The organism is Bisbaumannia salifodinae (assembly GCF_055388505.1).
In genome coordinates this window covers 734,785-753,917 of sequence record NZ_AP043781.1, presented here as the reverse complement: position 1 = coordinate 753,917, position 19,133 = coordinate 734,785, and the positions used below count along the sequence as shown (strand labels likewise).

Annotated in this window: 14 protein-coding genes; 3 read left to right on the top strand and 11 right to left on the bottom strand. The window is 66.4% G+C overall.

Translation table 11 applies throughout. From position 1 onward, the window contains the following. Positions 1-120: 120 nt before the first annotated feature. Entirely contained in the window at positions 121-1,314 is a 1,194-nt protein-coding gene (fdhA, locus tag ACZ5EF_RS03535) for a formaldehyde dehydrogenase, glutathione-independent (protein ID WP_346063625.1), read from the bottom strand. 251 nt (positions 1,315-1,565) lie between these two features. On the opposite strand from fdhA, the gene ACZ5EF_RS03530 reads away from it, so the two are divergent. The 3 genes from ACZ5EF_RS03530 to ACZ5EF_RS03520 all read left to right on the top strand — a co-directional run bounded on the left by ACZ5EF_RS03530 (position 1,566) and on the right by ACZ5EF_RS03520 (position 5,397). Next, complete coding sequence (locus tag ACZ5EF_RS03530; protein ID WP_346063624.1) at positions 1,566-3,137, top strand: BCCT family transporter; 1,572 nt, start codon at positions 1,566-1,568, stop codon at positions 3,135-3,137. Positions 3,138-3,276: 139 nt separating this feature from the next. Further along, positions 3,277-3,696, top strand: coding sequence for a universal stress protein (locus tag ACZ5EF_RS03525; RefSeq protein ID WP_464122827.1), 420 nt, complete (start codon positions 3,277-3,279; stop codon positions 3,694-3,696). A gap of 30 nt (positions 3,697-3,726) precedes the next feature. Then, positions 3,727-5,397, top strand: a complete 1,671-nt coding sequence (locus ACZ5EF_RS03520; RefSeq protein ID WP_346063622.1) for a BCCT family transporter — start codon at positions 3,727-3,729, stop codon at positions 5,395-5,397. 252 nt (positions 5,398-5,649) lie between these two features. Here the strand turns inward: ACZ5EF_RS03520 and ACZ5EF_RS03515 are convergent, their stop codons facing one another. From ACZ5EF_RS03515 to ACZ5EF_RS03470, 10 genes are all read right to left on the bottom strand, one after another. Beyond that, positions 5,650-6,372, bottom strand: a complete 723-nt coding sequence (locus ACZ5EF_RS03515) for a 3'-5' exonuclease (protein ID WP_346063621.1) — start codon at positions 6,370-6,372, stop codon at positions 5,650-5,652. A gap of 3 nt (positions 6,373-6,375) precedes the next feature. Beyond that, positions 6,376-8,286, bottom strand: a complete 1,911-nt coding sequence (locus tag ACZ5EF_RS03510; protein ID WP_346063620.1) for a DUF294 nucleotidyltransferase-like domain-containing protein — start codon at positions 8,284-8,286, stop codon at positions 6,376-6,378. A 152-nt stretch (positions 8,287-8,438) separates the two neighbouring features. After that, on the bottom strand, positions 8,439-8,819 hold the full coding sequence (locus tag ACZ5EF_RS03505) for a DUF4168 domain-containing protein (RefSeq protein WP_346063619.1): 381 nt from the start codon (positions 8,817-8,819) through the stop codon (positions 8,439-8,441). Positions 8,820-9,684: 865 nt separating this feature from the next. Then, the gene (gene etfB, locus ACZ5EF_RS03500; protein ID WP_346063618.1) at positions 9,685-10,491 is read right to left on the bottom strand and encodes an electron transfer flavoprotein subunit beta; all 807 of its coding nucleotides are present in this window, start codon (positions 10,489-10,491) and stop codon (positions 9,685-9,687) included. Further along, a complete protein-coding gene (gene etfA / locus ACZ5EF_RS03495; protein ID WP_346063617.1) occupies positions 10,481-11,755 on the bottom strand; it encodes an electron transfer flavoprotein subunit alpha in 1,275 nt (424 codons plus the stop codon). Before etfA ends, etfB begins: the two co-directional genes overlap by 11 nt. After that, positions 11,755-13,710, bottom strand: coding sequence for a (Fe-S)-binding protein (locus tag ACZ5EF_RS03490; RefSeq protein ID WP_346063616.1), 1,956 nt, complete (start codon positions 13,708-13,710; stop codon positions 11,755-11,757). Before ACZ5EF_RS03490 ends, etfA begins: the two co-directional genes overlap by 1 nt. A gap of 239 nt (positions 13,711-13,949) precedes the next feature. Next, entirely contained in the window at positions 13,950-16,022 is a 2,073-nt protein-coding gene (gene dgcA / locus ACZ5EF_RS03485; RefSeq protein WP_346063615.1) for a dimethylglycine demethylation protein DgcA, read from the bottom strand. Positions 16,023-16,047: 25 nt separating this feature from the next. Then, on the bottom strand, positions 16,048-16,593 hold the full coding sequence (locus tag ACZ5EF_RS03480; protein WP_110283328.1) for a DUF5943 domain-containing protein: 546 nt from the start codon (positions 16,591-16,593) through the stop codon (positions 16,048-16,050). 70 nt (positions 16,594-16,663) lie between these two features. After that, positions 16,664-17,641 (bottom strand): dipeptidase, encoded by a 978-nt coding sequence (locus ACZ5EF_RS03475; protein WP_346063614.1) that lies wholly within the window; start codon positions 17,639-17,641, stop codon positions 16,664-16,666. Positions 17,642-17,861: 220 nt separating this feature from the next. After that, complete coding sequence (locus ACZ5EF_RS03470) at positions 17,862-18,803, bottom strand: transposase (RefSeq protein ID WP_346064041.1); 942 nt, start codon at positions 18,801-18,803, stop codon at positions 17,862-17,864. Positions 18,804-19,133: the final 330 nt, after the last annotated feature.

The following is a 19,133-nucleotide window of genomic DNA, read 5'->3' as shown; positions in this document are numbered from 1 at the left end:
GAGCTCCCACAAAGGCAAGAGAGCTTAGGCGGCGACGCTACCGTGGGGATCGATACCCCGAACTAGCTGGCGGCGCCGCCCTTTGGTGCGGCCAGTTCAGAAGCTCCCTAGGCCGCGACGTTAAGCGGCGACGCTACCGTGGGGGTCGATAACAAACTTCTTGGCGGCACCGCCATCGAAGTCGGCATAGCCCTGGGGGGCCTGGTCCAGGGTGATCATCTGGACGTTGACCGCATCGGCGATCTTGACCTTGCCGAACAGGATCGCCTGCATCAGCGGGCGATGGTACTGCATCACCGGGCACTGGCCGGTGTGGAAGCTGTGAGACTTGGCCCAGCCGAGGCCGAAGCGCATGCTCAGGGCGCCCTGCTTGGCGGCGTCGTCGGCGGCACCCGGGTCTTCGGTCACGTAGAGGCCCGGAATGCCGATCTGGCCGCCGGCGCGGGTCAGCGACATGGCCGAGTTGAGTACGGTGGCGGGCGCCTCCTTGCCATGGTTGCAACCGCAGGCATGGGCCTCGAAGCCGACGCAGTCGACGAAGGCATCGACCTCACGCTCGCCGAGGATCACCTCGATCTTGTCGGCCATGTCGCCGTCCTGGGTCAGGTCGATGGTCTCGCAACCGAAGCTGCGGGCCTGGGCCAGGCGATCCTCGATCATGTCGCCGACGATCACGCAGGCCGCCCCCAACAGTTGGGCGGAGACCGCCGCGGCCAGGCCCACCGGGCCGGCACCGGCGATATAGACGGTGGAACCCGGACCGACGCCGGCGGTGACGCAGCCGTGGAAGCCGGTGGGGAAGATATCGGAGAGCAGGGTCAGGTCACGGATCTTGTCCATGGCCTGGTCGGCATCCGGGAACTTCAGCAGGTTGAAGTCCGCATAGGGGACCATGACGTACTCGGTCTGGCCGCCGACCCAGCCGCCCATGTCGACGTAGCCGTAGGCCGCGCCGGGGCGCGCCGGATTGACGTTGAGGCAGATGCCGGTCTTGCCTTCCTTGCAGTTGCGGCAGCGGCCGCAGGCGATATTGAAGGGCACCGAGACCAGGTCACCCGGCTGGATGAACTCGACGTCGCGGCCGCACTCGACGACCAGGCCGGTGATCTCGTGGCCCAGCACCAGGCCGGAGGGCGCGGTGGTGCGGCCCCGTACCATGTGCTGGTCGCTGCCGCAGATATTGGTGGTGACGACCTTGAGGATCACGCCGTGATCGCACTTGCGATTGCCGATGGCGAGTTCCGGATAGGGGATGGATTCGACGGCGACTTCACCCGGACCCTTGTAGACGACGCCGCGGTTGGCTGCATTCATGGCTGGCTTCCTTCGCGTTTATTGTGTGGGGCGGACACTCCGCCCTACGACCTTAGCCACTTGGCGCCTCGCCATCGGTTGTCTATGCGCCGTTATCGTGCCTGATCGAGACACGCCGCTTTCCCCGCCAGGGGCCCGGTGGATAGCCGGAGGTCGTTTTCACGACACCCTCCTTGCCGGCCAACCCCAAGAATACAAAGGCTCCCCGGGCTCGCCCGGGGAGATCGTGACAATAACAACGAGGGCCTCACATGCAGCAAGACGACTCGCCGGTCTTGACCCCCGGCCAAGACAATAAACAGATCATGGGGCTGGACTTCCACAACCCCGTCTTTCCCCTCTCCGCCCTGGCCATCCTGGCCTTTATCCTCTACGCGCTGGTCTATCCCGATGCCGCCAACAGCCAGTTGGGCGCCGCCCGCGGCTGGTCCATCGAGCATTTCGATTGGCTATTCATGATCGCCGGCAACTTCTTCGTGCTCTTCTGCCTGGCGCTGATCCTGCTGCCCCTGGGCAGGATCCGCCTGGGCGGCGCCCAGGCCAAGCCGGAGTATTCGCGACTCTCCTGGTTCGCCATGCTGTTCGCCGCGGGGATGGGCATCGGCCTGATGTTCTGGAGCGTGGCCGAGCCGGTGGCCTACTACACCGACTGGTACGGCACGCCGCTGAACGCCGCCGCCGGCACCGCCGAGGGCGCCAGCGCCGCCATGGGCGCCACCATGTTCCACTGGGGCCTGCACCCCTGGGCCATCTATGGGGTGGTGGGCCTGTCGCTGGCCTTCTTCGCCTATAACCGCGGCCTGCCGCTGACCCTGCGCTCCGCCTTCACGCCGCTGCTGGGCGAGTACACCCGGGGCTGGATCGGCCATACCATCGATATCCTGGCGGTACTGGCCACCATCTTCGGCCTGGCCACCTCGCTGGGCTTCGGGGCCTCCCAGGCCGCCGGCGGACTGGCCTATCTGTTCGATATTCCCAATACCCTGGGCACCCAGATCGCGATTATCGTGCTGGTCACCGCCGTGGCGCTGTTCTCCGTATGGCGCGGCATCGATGGCGGCGTGAAGCTGTTTTCCAATATCAATATGGTCATCGCCCTGGTCCTGCTGCTGTTCGTGGTGTTCACCGGTGGCACCCTGCTGTTCGTCAATGGCCTGGCCACCACCACCCTGGATTATGTGTCGCATATCGTGCCGCTCTCCAACTGGATCGGCCGCGATGACAGCACCTGGTACCACGGCTGGACCGTCTTCTACTGGGCCTGGTGGATCTCCTGGTCGCCCTTCGTCGGCATGTTTATCGCCCGCGTCTCCCGCGGCCGCACCGTACGGGAATTCCTCACCGCCGTGCTGCTGGTACCGACCCTGGTCACCATCGTCTGGATGAGCGCCTTCGGCGGCACCGCCCTGCGCCAGTCCGCCGAGGGCGTCGGCGAGCTGGCCAATGGCATCGGTGATGTCTCCCTGGCGATGTTCCATATGCTCGAGCAGCTGCCGCTGACCACCGTCACTTCCTCCCTGGCCATCCTGCTGGTGTTGATCTTCTTCATCACCTCCTCGGACTCCGGCTCCCTGGTGATCGACAACATCACCGCCGGCGGCAAGACCGACGCCCCCAAGAGCCAGCGCGTCTTCTGGGCCACCCTGGAAGGGGTGATCGCCGGGGTCCTGCTGTATGGCGGCGGCAGCACGGCACTCAGCGCCCTCCAGGCCGGCGCCGTGGCCACCGGCCTGCCCTTTACCCTGGTACTGCTGGTGATGTGCGTGAGCCTCACCCTGGGACTGCGACAGGAGCAGCGCAACCAGCGTCCGGCCACGGCCTGACGTTTCGTCATCATCATTGACGCCTTGCCAGGGGAAGAGCGTTGGCTCCTCCCCTGGCATTCCCTGTATAAAGCGTCACAATATTAGGGTGTCATGGCGTCCAGCGCACAATCACAACAGGCGCCAACCCAGGAGGGTAATGATGTACAAGAAAATCATGGTTCCGGTGGATCTGGCTCACCTCGACCAGTTGCCCAAGACCCTGCAGGTCGTAGCCGATCTCGCCAACTTCTACCAGGCCGAGGTCTGCTATGTGGGGGTCACTGCCTCAACCCCGGGCAGCCTGGCCAGGACGCCGGAAGAGTACCAACAAAAACTCAATGCCTTCGCCAAACAACACACCGCCGAGCATGGCCAGCCGGTCAGCGCTCAGGTGGTGATCAGTCACGACCCCGCCGTCGATCTCGACGATGTCCTGGTCCAGGCGATCGAGGATGTCGGTGCCGATCTGGTGGTGATGGGCACTCACCTGCCCCGCCATCTGGACGCCCTTCTGCCAGCGCATGGCGGCAAGGTCGCGACCCATACTCGAGCGTCCATCTTCTTGGTACGCGCTTAAGCTTCGAAGTCCTCAAGACGGAGAAAACCTGTGGCTACACATTCCAACGATCCCAATGCCAGGGAAGGGAGCCAAGGCTCCGAAGGCATCCCGGCTCCGGAAGGGCCGGCGAACCTGATCGATACTGACTATGTGATCGGCCAGGACAATATCACCTCATCCAAATTCGGCATCGACTTCGATCTCCACGGCAAGGTCTTCACGGTCTCGTCGCTGGTGATCCTGTTCTTCGTGATCATCACCCTGGCCCTGCAGGACCAGGTATCGCCGATCTTCGACGCCATCTTCGGCGTGCTGACCGGCAACCTCTCCTGGTTCTTCCTGCTGGCGGCCAATATCTTCGTGGTGCTGTCGGTGGCGCTGATCTTCACGCCCCTGGGCAAGGTGCGCATCGGCGGGGCCCATGCCACCCCCGACTTCTCCTACGCGGGCTGGTTCGCCATGCTGTTCGCGGCGGGGATGGGCATCGGCCTGATGTTCTACGGCGTCTCCGAGCCGCTGACCCACTTCGGCACCGCTATGGACGGCATCAGCGTGGGCGAGGATGGCGTGCGCACCGACTGGTCGCCGCTGGGCGCCGCCGCCGGTGATACCGAAGGCGCCATCAGCCTGGGCATGGCCGCGACCATCTTCCACTGGGGCCTGCACCCCTGGGGGATCTACGCCGTGGTGGCCCTGGCCCTGGCCCTGTTCTCCTATAACAAGGGCCTGCCGCTGACCATGCGCTCCATCTTCTACCCGATCCTGGGTGAGCGGGTGTGGGGCTGGCCGGGCCATGTGATCGATATCCTGGCGGTGTTCGCCACCCTCTTCGGCCTGGCCACCTCCCTGGGCCTCGGGGCCTCCCAGGCCTCCGCCGGCCTCGGCTATCTGTTCGGGGTACCCGATACCAATGCCACCATGGTGCTGCTGATCATGGGCATCACCATCGTGGCCCTGGGCTCGGTGATGCTGGGCGTCGACAAGGGCGTGCAGCGCCTGTCGCAGATCAATATGGTGCTGGCCTTCCTGCTGCTGGCCTTCGTGGTCGCCGTCGGCCCGACCCTGCTGATCGCCACCGGCTTCTTCGAGAACCTGGCCGCCTATGTGGTGAACCTGCCGGCGCTCTCCAACCCCTTCGGTCGCGAGGACGCCAACTTCAGCCAGGGCTGGACCGCCTTCTACTGGGCCTGGTGGATCTCCTGGTCACCGTTCGTCGGCATGTTTATCGCCCGCGTTTCCCGCGGTCGCAGCGTGCGTGAGTTCCTGATCGCCGTGCTGCTGGTGCCCTCCGTGGTCTCGGTGCTGTGGATGACCGCCTTCGGCGGCACCGCCATCGACCAGTTCGTCACCGACGGCTTCGAAGGCGTCACCGAGGCCGCCCTGGAGATCCAGCTGTTCGAGATGCTGGGCCAGCTGCCGCTCACCGCCATTACCTCCTTCGTCGGTATCGTGCTGGTGATGGTGTTCTTTATCACCTCCTCCGACTCCGGCTCCCTGGTGATCGACTCCATCACCGCCGGCGGCAAGGTCGATGCGCCCAAGCCCCAGCGCGTCTTCTGGTGCCTGATCGAGGGTGCCATCGCCATCGCCCTGCTGCTGGGTGGCGGCCTGACCGCCCTGCAGACCGCGGTAATCACCACCGGCCTGCCCTTCACCCTGGTGCTGCTGGCGGCCTGCTATGCCATCGTCAAGGGGCTGATGAGCGAGCCTCGCGGCTGATCGCTGCTCGACGAGCACGGCAAAACGACCAGGGCGGCCTTCGGGCCGCCCTGGTTTTTTATGCTTCATTGAAAATCAGTGTGAAGCCACTGAGTGTGGTCTTGCCTTGTGGGAGTTCAGCTCCGCTGAACGATTGGCGCCGCAGGCGCCTTGATAGCTTCTAGATCGCCCTTCGGGCGATATCGCGCGGAATCCGCGCTCCCACCTTGGTATTCACGCCGTAGTGTAAAGAACCTTTTTATAGGAAGGGGGTTAGCTCCACAGACTGCCGATCGGGGTCTCCGGGCGGTAGTGGTTGGCGATCTGCGCCTGGAGCAGCTCGGCGGTGGCCAGGGCATCGGTCAGGGCATGGTGGCCCTGGTAGGGGGGCAGGCCGTAGCGCTCGCGGCTGTTGTGCAGGCGAATCGACACCGGCGGCCGCCCCAGCCAGCGGCGAAAGCGCGCCCATGGCGACTGGCGGTGGATCCGCGCCTCCAGGGACATGGTGTCGATCACCGGAAACTTGAACTCCTCCCCGAGCCGGGCCTGGATCGCGGTATTGAAGAAGGGGCGCTCGATATGCCGGAAGTGCACCACCGCCAGGCGCCCGCTGAGTTCGGCCAGGAGCTCATCGAGGATCGCCTCCAGGTCCGGCGCCTCGGCCACCTCGGAGTCGGTGATACGGTGCAGGGCCACCGACTCGCGACTCAGCGGGCGGGTCGGATGTACCACCCAGTAGCGGCGTTCGGCCAGACAGATGCGATTCAGGGTAAAGGGCACCAGGCCGATGCTGACGATGGCATGGCGATTGACGTCCAGCCCCGTAGTCTCCATGTCCAGGGCCACCAGGGTGGCGTCACCGATGGGGGTCTGGGGATCCAGGGTGCCGGCGGCGAAGAAGCGCGCCAGGCGCGGATCCTGGCTACGGGAGGCCCGCGCCCTCAGGTAGTCGGGCCAACGCTGGCGATCGGGCTCGGCCCCGCGCAGGGAGAGCATCGCCTAGCGCCCCCGGGAGGGAATGGGGTAACGGAACTTCATGAACTTCTGGGCATTGCTGAGCACCTGGAAGGCCTCCTTGAGGTTGTGTCGCTCGCTGTCGGAGACATTGCCCGGCTCGATATTGTTGTCCGGCTCCCGCTCCTCCTCGATATCGATCACCTGATGGCGAATGCGCACCATGGCGATGAACTCCAGGGCATAGCGAATCTTGTCACCGGTACCGGCGGCCAGCAGCTGGGTCTTGGCGATATCATCGAGGCGATCGAAGGAGTTCTGGGCCCGGGAGCCGCAGGCCAGGGCATGCACCCGAATCAGGTCCACCAGGGGCGCGGTGCCGCGCCGCTTGAGGTTGATGGAGTTGTTCTGCTTGCCGTCCTTCTCCATCACGAAGGTGCGGAAGAAGCCCAGGGGCGGCGTGCGATTCAGCGCATTGCGGGCCATGGCGGCCAGGAACAGCGGGCTCTTGGCCGCCTTCTCCGCCACCAGGTCCTGGAGCTGCTCGACGAAGGCCTCCTCGCCACAGACGCTGTCCAGGTCGAAGAAGATCGAGCTGTGCAGCAGGTGCTCCGGGTTGGGATTGTCGATCCAGTCGCTGAAGTAGCGTTTCCACACCGCCAGGGGCTGGCGCCACTTGGGGTTGGTGGCCATGATCTCGCCCTTGCAGTAGGTATAACCGCAGGTATCCAGGCCGTCGGAGACCCGCTGAGCCAGGGCCAGGAAGTAGGCGTCGTGCTGCGCCGGGTCGAAGGCGTCGTCGAGCACCAGGGCATTGTCCTGGTCGGTGACGATGCTCTGCTCGTTGCGCGCCATGGAGCCCATGGCCATGAAACAGTAGGGCACCGGCGGCGGCCCCAGTTCTTCCTCGGCCAGCTCCAGCAGGCGCCGGGTAAAGCTGCGCCCGATGGTGGAAAGGGCGCTGCCCACCATCTGGGAATTGGCTCCCTCGTGGACCATGCGCACGAAGGCGGCACGCACGTCCGGCTCCAGCCGCGCCAGCCCCTTGGGGCCCGGCTGGCTGAAGATATTGCTGACCAGGTAGAGGCTCGAATGGGTCTCGTAGCGGATGATATCGGAGAGGTGCAGCACCCCCAGGGGACGCCGGCGATGCAGCACCGGCAGATGGTGCACGTTGTTGCGCAGCATGCTGAGCATCGCCTCGTGCACCGATTCGTCGGACTGGATGGTGATCACCCGCTCGGTGACCACCTGCCCCACCGGGATGCTGGCGCTGAGCCCCTCCGCCAGCACCCGGTTGCGCATGTCCTGGTCGGTGAGGATCCCCACCAGGGTATGGGACGCCCCCTGGCGGTCCTCGAAGGTGCGTCGCGGATCCTCCTCGCCCCCGGGGTCGGCGATCACCAGCACCGAGGAGACGTTCTCCTCGTGCATGCGCCGCGCCGCCTCCTGGATACTGGCCTGCACATCGATCATCAGCGGCTTGCGGGTGAGCAGCTTGCGCACCCGGGTGATCATCATGTCGTTGCTCTTGTGCTGCTCCTCCACCACCGCCTTGAGCCGCGAGCGCCCCAGCTCCACGAAGTCGGCGAAGTGATCGTCCACCTCGCAGAGGCGCTGGAAGATCTCGTCGGGGATAAAGTAGATCAGGGTGTCTTCGATGGCGGTGGCGGGAAAGCGCACCCGATGGTTCCGCAACAGGCTGAACTGGCCGAAGATATCCCCCTCGCCCAGGCAGTTGTAGAGATCGCCGTTGCGGCGATAGATCTCCACGGCGCCGCTGCGGATAAAGAGCAGCTCATGGAGGGGCTCGTCGAGGGTCAGGATCTCGCTGCCGGCCTTGAAGTAGCTGACCTCGACCCGCCCGGCCAGCTCGTCGAGCAGGGCATCGGAGAGCCCATCGAAGGGCGCGAAACGCGCCATATGCTCGCGAATTTCCAGCAGTTCCACTTCCATGGGGCGAGGCCTCCGACAGCAACTCTTGGCCTCTCAGTCTCCAATGGCCCCGGGGCCCTGTAAACCCCCGGCGGCGTTCCGAAAACGACGCCCCTCAAACGCAACGGGGCCGCCCGATGGGCGGCCCCGATGGCATGGCAAGGCCGGTGACCTTATTCGGCCATGCCCTGCACGCGCTCGAGCAGCTCAGGATCCTGCTGAATAGCCTGGCCGATGGCGTTAAAGGTATCGACCTCGAGACCGGAGGCCTCGACTTCCTCGACCATCCGCTCGTTGGCCTCCATGCGAATCTCCTGCTGGGCCGCCTGATCGTCGGCCGCCTGCAGGCGCTGGGTGTACTCCTGAGAAATCACGGCGATCTCCTGGGAGGCATCGGCGAACTGCTGGAGCTGGTCGTCGGAGAAGTTCTGGGCCGCCTGGGCCTGCGGCTGCGCGGGCTGGGTAGCCGGGTCTTCCTGGGCCATGGCGCTGGAAGCGGCCATCAGGCCGGCGCTCAGCAGTGCAGCGGAAAACAGGGCGGTCATGCGTTTCATCCAATACCTCCAAGGAACTTACGGTGTATGCGAAAGGTGTGACGGCCATGATGGCGCGGGGTTCACCACTTTTGTGTAACCCGTTGAAACAGAAAGTCAGAATAAGATTACATGAGTCGCAATATAGCGACAGCATGAGTCATTACCAACCCGGAAACCCTGCCATGAACAGACCAGGGAAAACTCACCAATGGCAAACAAGAATAGATCGCAGCGGAAGACATCGGTCGAAGCCGCAAAAAAGTTCTTCGCAGATCAGCGCGAAGCCACGACATGGCAGATCTCCGGCTTGCTATTGTGGGAGCTTGGCTGTGCCGAGCGATTGGGCGACGAAGTCGCCCTTGGGTACCGGCCTTGATCGCCCTGTGGGCGATCAAGGCGCCTGGCGGCGCCAATCGCGCGGAATCCGCGCTCCCACTGGACGGAGGGAGCTGGTGTTGTGGGAGTTCGGCTGTGCCGAACGATTGCGCCGGCAGGCGCCCTTGCTTCGTCAGAGCGATTGGGCGACGAAGTCGCCCTTGGGTACCGGCCTTGATCGCCCTGTGGGCGATCAAGGCGCCTGGCGGCGCCAATCGCGCGGAATCCGCGCTCCCACTGGGCGGAGGGAGCTGGTGTTGTGGGAGTTCGGCTGTGCCGAACGATTGCGCCGGCAGGCGCCCTTGCTTCGTCACCCAAGGATCGCCCTTCGGGCAATATCGCGCGGAACTGGAGCGCCGGACCGCCGCGCTCCCACGGAAACCGCGGTGGCGGCTTGAGGGGCAACATAGAATCTCCCACTATGTTATTCACGCCAGAGTGCGATGGACCAAAAAAAGCCCCCGGCGGAATTTCCGCCGGGGGCCCGGGAGGGTGAGACTAGCTCGTCTTAGCGCAGCACGCCTTCCTCATTGAGCAGCTTGAGGATCGCCTCGGCGCCCTGCTCCGCCGAGACGCCTTCCAGCACCTGGCCGCTGCCGCCCTCCGCCTTGGCGGCGGCGGCCTTGAAGCGATCCCGGGCCGAGGCGGCCTTGACGATCTTCAGGCGCTTGGGGCGCTTACGGGCCGGGGCCAGCCGCCACTCGGCCAGCTCCCGATCGGGCTCGGCGGGGACCGAGGTCGCCTCGAGCTCGGCCCGGCGGGCCGGGCCGAAGGCGCTCTGGCGCGCCACCGGGGCCGCCGCATCCACGCTGACGATGGCCGGCAGGCGTACCTTGAGGCGCCGCCGCTGGCCCCGGGGCAGGGCCTGCAACAGGGTCGCCACGCCGTTCTCGACCTTTTCCACCGCGGCCAGGCCATTGACCAGCGGCCAGCCCAGGCGCTCGGCCAGGGCATAGGGCAAGAGTCCCGAGCCTTCGCCACGCTCCGCCCGAGCGCCGGTGATCACCAGCTGCGGCGGCGCCGCGGCCAGGTGCTCGGCCAGGGCCGGGATGGCATCGCTGCCCTCGGCCTGCTCCAGCAGCGTCAGGCTCTCCAGCCCCATGCCCAGGTAGCCGCGCAGCGCCGCTTCGCTCTCCTCGCCGCGCGGGCCGGCATGCAACAGGCTGACCCGGCTGCCGGGCAGCTGGCGCTCCAGGCCCAGGGCCAGCTCCAGGCCCCGGGCATCCTGATCGGCGCGGCGGGCGCGCCCGGTGATGGGGTGGCGACCCACCGAGACCAGTACCGCCACCTCGACTCCCTGCTGTTCAGGCCGCATCGCGCTGCCCTCCTCGCTGCTGTTCCACCTTGGCCACCAGGGCGGCGAGGATCTCGCCGCTGTCGCCGATCACCGCCAGGTCGGCGCGCTTGATCATGTCGCATCCGGGGTCGAGGTTGATGGCCACCACCTTGTCGCAGCTCTGGATGCCCTGCAGGTGCTGGATGGCCCCACTGATGCCCACCGCCAGGTAGACCCGGGCGGTGACCCAGGTGCCGGTGGCCCCCACCTGACGGTCCCGTGCCATAAAGCCGTCGTCCACCGCCACGCGGGAGGCACCCTCGGTGGCCCCCAGCACCCTGGCGGCATGATGGAAGCCGTCCCAATCCTTGACGCCGTTGCCGGCGGAGACGATGAACTCCGCCTCGGCGAGCGCCACCCCGGCGGGATCCACCGCCACCTGGCCCAGGTCCTCGATCCGCGAGAAGGCGCTGGGAATCGCCTCCGCCAGGCTCAGCGGCTCGGCGGCATGACGGGTCTCGTCCACCGGCTCGGCGCACTCGGCCAGGGCCAGAGCGACCCGCGGCAGGGGGCGCTGGATATCCAGGCTCTCCGCCGCGCCGCGGGCGGTGCAGCCCCAGCCCAGCGGTGCCTCGCCATCGGCCTCGATCTGCCAGACGCCGGTGGCGGGGCGCTCGCCCAGGCGCAGCGCCAGGCGCCGCCCCAGGTCGGCCCCGCCCAGGGGCGAGTCGGGCAGCAGCCAGTGACGCGGCGCCAGCTCCCGCTCCACGGCGGAGAGCGCCGCCAGCCGCGCCTCGGGGGCGAAGCCGGCGTAGGCGTCGTCATCGAGGTGCAGCAGGCGATCGATGCCCGCCTCGCCGAAGCCCTCCTCCTTGTGCTCGCCGAAGACCACGGCCAGCACGGCGCCGGGGCGCTCGGGGTCGGCATCGGCCAGGCGCCGGGCCAGGCCCAGCAGGTCCTTGTCGTGGCCGGAGAGGCGACCGCCGGAGAGTTCCGGCACCACCGCCACCAGGAAGGCCGGGGCCTCGATGGTGACGTCGCGACGGCTGTCCTGGGCCGCCTGGCGAGCCCCACCCGCGGCCTGGCCGCCCTGCTGGGCGCCGCTGCGGTCGATGCGCTTGACGCCATTGGGGCCGATAAAGCCGATGGCATGGGGGTTCTTGCGAATCACCCCGTTGGGCCCCATCCACTCTACCGCGGCAGTTCCCTGCCCCAGTTCGGCCAGGACATCCAGATGCTCGGGATGCAGGCGGTTACGGGCGATCCACTCGCGGCGTGGATCGCGGCGACGAATCTCGCTCATCAGATCACCTCCTCGGCCTGGGGCCGGTGGGTCGCGCCGGCGGCGGGACGCGCCACCAGGGCATCGGCCACCAGCTCGGCGATATCGCGCACCTCGGCGGTGGCATCCACCACCCCCTCCAGCATGGCGGTGCACTGGGGACAGCCCACCGCTACCAGCTCGGCGCCGCTCTCCTTGACGTCGTTCATGCGCATATCGGGAATCCGCCGCTCGCCGGGAATATCGGTGATCGGCGCCCCGCCGCCACCGCCGCAGCAGCGCGAGCGGAAACCGGAGCGTTCCATCTCCTTGACCTCGATGCCCAGCGCCTTGAGCACGTTGCGCGGCGCCTCGTACTCGCCGTTGTAGCGGCCGAGATAGCAGGGGTCGTGATAGGTGACGTTGCCGCCCTTCCAGGGTGCGAAGGCCAGCCGGCCGGCGTCGTACAGCTCGGCGATAAAGGTGCTGTGGTGGCGCACCTCGTAGTTGCCGCCCAGCTCGCCGTACTCGTTGCCCAGCACATGGAAGCTGTGGGGGTCACAGGTGACGATGCGCTGGAAGCGGTACTGGGCCAGGGTGGCGATATTGCGCTTGGCCAGGGACTGGAAGGTCGCCTCGTCGCCCAGGCGCCGCGCCACGTCGCCGCTGTCGCGCTCCTCGTTGCCCAGCACCGCGAACTCCACCTCGGCGGCACGCAGCACCTTGACCAGGGAGCGCAGGGTGCGCTGGTTGCGCATATCGAAGGCCCCGTCGCCCAGCCACAGCAGCACCTCGGCCTGCTTGACGTCGGCCATCAGCGGCAGGTTGAGGTCCGCCGCCCAGTGCAACCGCGCGCCCGGATCGAAGCCGCCGGGGTTGTCGGTGGCGATCAGGTTGTCGAGCACCTCGGCGCCCTTGTTGGGGGTCTGGCCCCGCTCCAGGGTCAGGTGGCGGCGCATATCGACGATGGCGTCCACGTGCTCGATCATCATCGGGCACTCTTCCACGCAGGCGCGGCAGGTGGTGCAGGACCACAGGGTCTCGGCGTCCACCAGAGCCTTGCCCTCACGCGCCACGATGGGCCCGTGGGGGGTGCCGTGGTGCTCGCCCACCGGCTTGCCGGGGTAGGGGCTGCCGGCGTAGTTGGCATCGCTGCCCCCGGCCAGGCCCACCACCATGTCCTGGATCAGCTTCTTGGGGTTGAGCGGCTGGCCGGCGGCGAAGGCCGGGCACACCGCCTCGCAACGCCCGCACTGCACGCAGGCATCGAAGCCGAGCAGCTGGTTCCAGGTGAAGTCGGCGGGCTTCTCGACGCCCAGCGGCGCCGCCTCGTCGTCCAGGTCCAGTGCCTTGAGGCCGGTGGAGCGGTTGCCCTCACCGAAGCGCTCGGCGCGGCGGTGGAAGGCCAGGTGCAGGGCGCCGGCGAAGGCGTGTTTCATGGGCCCGCCCCAGGTCATGCCGAAGACCATCTCGCCCAGGCCCCAGACCACCACGGCGGCCAGCAGCAGCGCCAGCAGCCAGTGGCCGAAGTCGGCGGGCAGCAGGCCCACCGCCGGCAGGGTGATGGCGAAAACGCTCAGGGAGAAGGCCATCAGGCTCTTGGGCAGGCGCATCCAGGGGCCCTTGGAGAGCCGCGCGGGCGGGTTGCGGCGGCGCCGGGCCACGAACAGGCTGCCCACGAACATGGTGGCGCTGGCCGCCAGCAGCAGCCAGCCCAGCACGCCCTGGGCCAGGCCCAGGCCATGCACCAGGATCATCAGCACGGCGGCGGCCACGAAGCCACCGGCGGTGGCCACGTGGGTATTGGACATCACCTTGTCGCGCCCCACCACATGGTGCAGATCGACCAGGTAGCGGCGCGGCATGGCCGCCAGGCCCTTGAGCAGCGGCACGGCGGAGGGCCGCCCCTGGCGCCACAGGCGGACACGCCGCCAGGCGCCGATCACCGCCAGGCCCAGGGCGGCGAAGATCAGGATCGGCAAGAGCGTCTCGAGCATGGTACTCACCTCATCGATAGTGGTACGGCCATGGCAGGCGTCCGGTGGTGCGGTGGCTCAGCGCCTTCGCGGCCGTGCCGAGGAGCCGGCGATGCGGCGCGATCCTGCCGAAGGGACTCGGCAGAGACGCGGGGGGCCAGGGAAGGCCCTTCCGCGTCGTGATCGCTGGCCCGCAAGCCAGGCCCTCGGGGTTTCATGGCCGGGCGGCCCGGGAGCCGCCCACCGGACGACAAGCGCCGTCAGAAGTCCTTGCAGATCCGCAGGGCGTCGTAGATGGCCGCGTGGGTGTTACGCGGCGCCGTGCAGTCGCCCAGGCGGAACAGCAGGAAGCCGTCCCCCGCCTCGCTCAGGCAGGGCTGGGGCTGAATGGCGTAGAGCGCCTCCAGGTCCACCTGCCCCTTGTTGCGGGACTGCTCCTTGAGGGCGTAGTAGAGGCCCTCGTCGGGACGCACGCCGTTCTCCACCACCACCTGGTCGACCACGCGCTCTTCCAGGGCACCGGTGTACTCGTTCTCGAGTACCGCCACCAGGCCATCGCCCTCCCGGTAGACCTTATGCAGCAGCAGGTCGGAGGACATGATCACCTCCTTCTCATAGAGGCTGCGGTAGTAGGTCGGGAAGGTGGTGCCGCCCACCGCGGCGCCGGGCTTGATGTCGTCGGTGACGATCTCGACCTTGGCGCCCTTGTCGGCCAGGTAGTCCGCCGCCGAGAGCCCGGAGAACTCGCAGATGGTGTCGTAGATCAGCACGTTCTTGCCCGGGGCGACCTTGCCGGACAGCACGTCCCAGGTGCTGACCACCAGGCTCTCCTCGGGATTCTCGGAGTAGCCCCACTGCGGGTCCTGCTCCAGGAAGGGATGACCGCCGGTGGCCAGCACCACGATATCCGGGCGCAGGTCGAGCAGGGTCGCCTCGTCGGCGCGGGTGCCCAGGCGCAGGTCGACGTTCAAGCGCGCCAGCTCCAGCTGATACCAGCGGGTGATGCCGGCGATCTGGTCGCGCTGCGGGGCCTGGGCGGCGATGGTGATCTGCCCGCCGAGCGCCTCGGCGGCCTCGAACAGGGTCACCTCATGGCCGCGCTCGGCGGCGACGCGAGCCGCCTCCATGCCGCCGGGGCCACCGCCCACCACCACGACCTTGCGCTTGGGCCCTTCGCTCTTCTCGATGATATGCGGCAGGCCCATGTACTCGCGGGAGGTGGCGGCGTTCTGGATGCACAGCACGTCGAGGCCCTGGTACTGGCGGTCGATGCAGTAGTTGGCGCCCACGCACTGCTTGATCTGGTCCACCTGGCCCATCTTGATCTTGGCGATCAGGTGCGGGTCGGCGATATGCGCCCGGGTCATGCCCACCAGGTCCACGTAACCGCCTTCCAGGATGCGCTGGGCCTGGTTGGGGTCCTTGATATTCTGGGCGTGGATCACCGGCACGCTGACCACTTCCTTGATGCCCGCCGCCAGGTGCAGGAAGGGCTCCGGCGGGTAGGACATGTTGGGAATGACGTTGGCCAGGGTGTTATGGGTGTCGCAGCCGGAGCCGACCACGCCGAAGAAGTCCACCTGGCCGGTGGCATCGTAGTAGGCGGCGATCTGCTTCATGTCGTCGTGGGACAGGCCGTCCGGGTGGAACTCGTCACCGCAGATGCGCATGCCCACCACGAAGTCGTCGCCGACCTCGGCGCGCACCGCCTTGAGCACCTCCATGCCGAAACGCATGCGGTTCTCGAAGCTGCCGCCCCACTGGTCTTCGCGCTTGTTGACCCGCGGGCTCCAGAACTGGTCGATCAGGTGCTGGTGCACGGCGGACAGCTCGACGCCGTCGAGGCCGCCTTCCTTGGCCCGGCGCGCGGCCTGGGCGAAGTCACCGATGATGCGCCAGATCTCCTCCTCCTCGATGGTCTTGCAGGTGGAGCGGTGCACCGGCTCGCGGATGCCGGAGGGCGACAGCAGGGTCGACCAGTCGTAGCCGTCCCAGCGTGAGCGGCGCCCCATATGGGTGATCTGGATCATGATCTTGCCGCCGTGCTTGTGCACGGCATCGGCGAGGTTCTGGAAGTGCGGAATGATCCGGTCGGTGGAGAGGTTCACCGAGCTCCACCAGCCCTGGGGGCTGTCGATGGAGACCACCGAGGAGCCGCCGCAGATGCACAGGCCGCAGCCGCCCTTGGCCTTCTCTTCGTAGTACTTGACGTAACGGTCGGTGGTCATGCCGCCGTCGGTGGCATGCACCTCGGCGTGGGCGGTGCTGACGACCCGGTTACGGATGGTGAGCTTGCCGATTTCGATCGGCTGGAAGATCGCGTCGAATGCCATGGTTCTCTCTCCTCGTTCCCGGGACTTAGCGGGCGGCGCCGGTCAGCGGCTTGGTCTCGAAATAGCCCACCTCGCAGCCTTCTTCGGCGGCGCTCTGGGTCTGCTCGGCGACGGTACGCAGGTCACTGCCGCGGGCGGCGAGGATCTGGTCCATGGCGCCGGCGAACCAGCCGGTGAACATGTACTCGACCTTGCGACCCACCTTGCCCAACTGGTAGACGAAGGCGCTGTGCTCCAGGCGCACCCGACAGGTGCCGGCATCCAGGTCGATGGCTTCGGTGATGAAATGGCCCCAGCCGCGCTGGGAGAGGCGCTTCATGTAATGCTCGAAGACGTCCACGCCCTCGAGGCCATGGCACTCGGCCTCCTTCTCGCACCAGTGCCAGGCGCTCTTGTAGCCGGCGTGGTAGAGAATCTCGGCGTACTTCTCGGCGCCCAGCGCCTCCTCCACGGCCACATGGTTGTTGATGAAGAAGTGGCGCGGCACATAGAGCATGGGCAGGGCATCGGTGGTCCAGACGCCGGTTTCGCTATCCACTTCAATGGGCAGTTCGGGGGCCATCTTGGTCACGGGCGTTATCCTCTCGATCGTTGTTCTTGGCACTAGTGTTCGGTGTCGAAAAATCGCGTGGGGGCGGCGGTCAGGCGCCCCAGACGTCCTTGAGGACGCGGACCCAGTTGTCGCCCATGATCTTGCGGGTCTGGGACTCGCTGAAGCCGCGCTTCAGCAGCGCCTCGGTGAGGTTGGGGAACTCGCCGATGGTGCGGATGCCCTCGGGGTTGATGATCTTGCCGAAGTTGGTCAGGCGGCGGGCGTAGCCCTTGTCATGGGTCAGCCACTCGAAGAAGTTCTTGTCGTGGCCCTGGGTGAAGTCGGTACCGATGCCGATGGCGTCTTCGCCGACGATATTCATCACGTACTCGATGGCCTCGACGTAGTCATCGACGGTGGCGTCGACGCCGGCGCGCAGGAAGGGGGTGAACATGGTCACGCCGACGAAGCCGCCGTGGTCGGCGATGAACTTCAGCTCCTCGTCGGACTTGTTGCGCGGGTGCTCCTTGAGCCCGGAGGGCAGGCAGTGGGAGTAGCAGACCGGCTTCTGGGACTCGAGGATCACCTCGGTGGAGGTCTTCTCGCCCACGTGGGAGAGGTCACACATGATGCCGACGCGGTTCATCTCGGCGACGATCTCGCGGCCGAAGCCGGAGAGGCCGCCATCGCGCTCGTAGCAGCCGGTGCCCACCAGGTTCTGGGTGTTGTAGCACATCTGCACCACGCCCACGCCCAGCTGCTTGAAGATCTCGACGTAGCCGATCTGGTCCTCGAAGGCGTGGGCGTTCTGGAAGCCGTAGATGATGCCGGTCTTGCCCTCTTCCTTGGCCCGGGTGATGTCCGCGGTGGTGCGCACCGGAAGCACCAGGTCGTCGCACTCGGCCATCAGCTGGTTGGACTTGACGATATTATCGACGGTGGCCTGGAAGCCCTCCCATACCGAGACGGTGCAGTTGGCGGCAGTGAGACCGCCACGACGCATGTCCTCGAAAAGCTCACGGTTCCATTTGGCGATGATCAGGCCGTCGATAACGATGGCGTCGTCGTGCAGTTCGCGGGGGGTCATGGGAGGTACTCCGGCATTGTCGTTGACTTGCCGGCAGCATAGCGCCGCCCCCCTCCCCCCCGGCGCTTGGAAGCGACCGGCAAAATTCCAAAAACGTCAGAGGTGTCGCAATCGCGATAAAGGTCTATTGGAAGCCCTGGTGACCACGAGTTTTGTGGGAGATTCTATGTTGCCCCTCAAGCTGCCACCTTGGTTTCCGTGGGAGATTCTATGTTGCCCCTCAAGCCGTCACCGCGGTCGGGGGGCGATACTCCACCTCATGCTTCATCAGCGCAAAGGCGATACGAGCCAGCTTCCGGGCGATGATCACCAGTGCTTGGGTTTTCTTGAGTCCGCGGGCCAGATAGCCCTGATAGGCCGCTTGCCAAGCCGGCTGACGGCTGGCGGCCATCGCCGCGTTGTGCAGCAGACGACGCACCTCCGGATCGCCTTGCTTGGTCAGCTTGCGCCGCCCACGTTGTCTTCCCGAGTCACGCACGCGGACATCCAGCCCCAGGAAGGCCACGAAGGCATCACTGTGACGAAACTCCCCGCGCAGGAAGGCCATCACCAGGGCCGTCGCCGTCAGAGAGCCAACCCCCTCCATGGCCTGGCAACGGGCGACGTGCTGGCTGAGCCCTGCCTCGCGAACGATGGCCCGCAGGCGGGCCTGGATGACCTGGTCGATGCGCGTCAGTTGGGCGACCAAGCGCTTGAGCGGAGCCTTCAATTCCGGTAATTCGGCGCAGCTCTGCTGAATCGCCACCCGGGCCCTGACGAGGGTGGCGCGGCGGCGCAGCAGGGTCTGTAGCGCCCGGTAGGCGGGCGGTGGCGGGGTCCAGGGCCGCAGAGCTTCTTGCTCGCGACTGAGGTAGCGGGCCAGCAGACGGGCATCGCTGCTGTCGGTCTTGGCGCGGCCGCCAATGCCTTGCCGGTAATGATTGAGTTGGTAGCCATCGATGACGTAGACCGTATGGCCGTACTGATACGCCAATTTGATCAGCAACACGTGATAGGTACCGGTGGCCTCGATGGCGATGGTGCAGTGAGCGGGTAGATGACGCAGCCAGCCGTTGATGCTGGCCTGGTTATTCTCCAGCACTTCCTCGGTGTCGGTATCCTGCCGATAGATCACCAGTTCGTCTTTGGCGACATCGATGCCGATGATGGTCTGGATTGTCATCTCTCGCCCTCCACGCTAGGTTGAAAAGGCTTGTCGGGGTGCACCCAAGCGCTGGCTTGCCAAGATCGTCGGTCTGAGGGGCGCTCAGCCGATGGATTCCTTATCGGCGCTTGGTGGGTGGGGTGGGGCCATGTCTCCCACTGTCTGTGCCCGACCAGGGCCAGATGCGCGGCTCGTCCCTCCACCCCGACAAGCCTTCTCACTATTGCCCGTTCTGGGTCTCCTTCAAACATACAAGCGCGGATTCCGCGCGATATCGCCCGAAGGGCGATCCGGAAGCTATCAAGGCGCCTGCGGCGCCAAATCGTCCGGGGAACCCGGACTCCCACA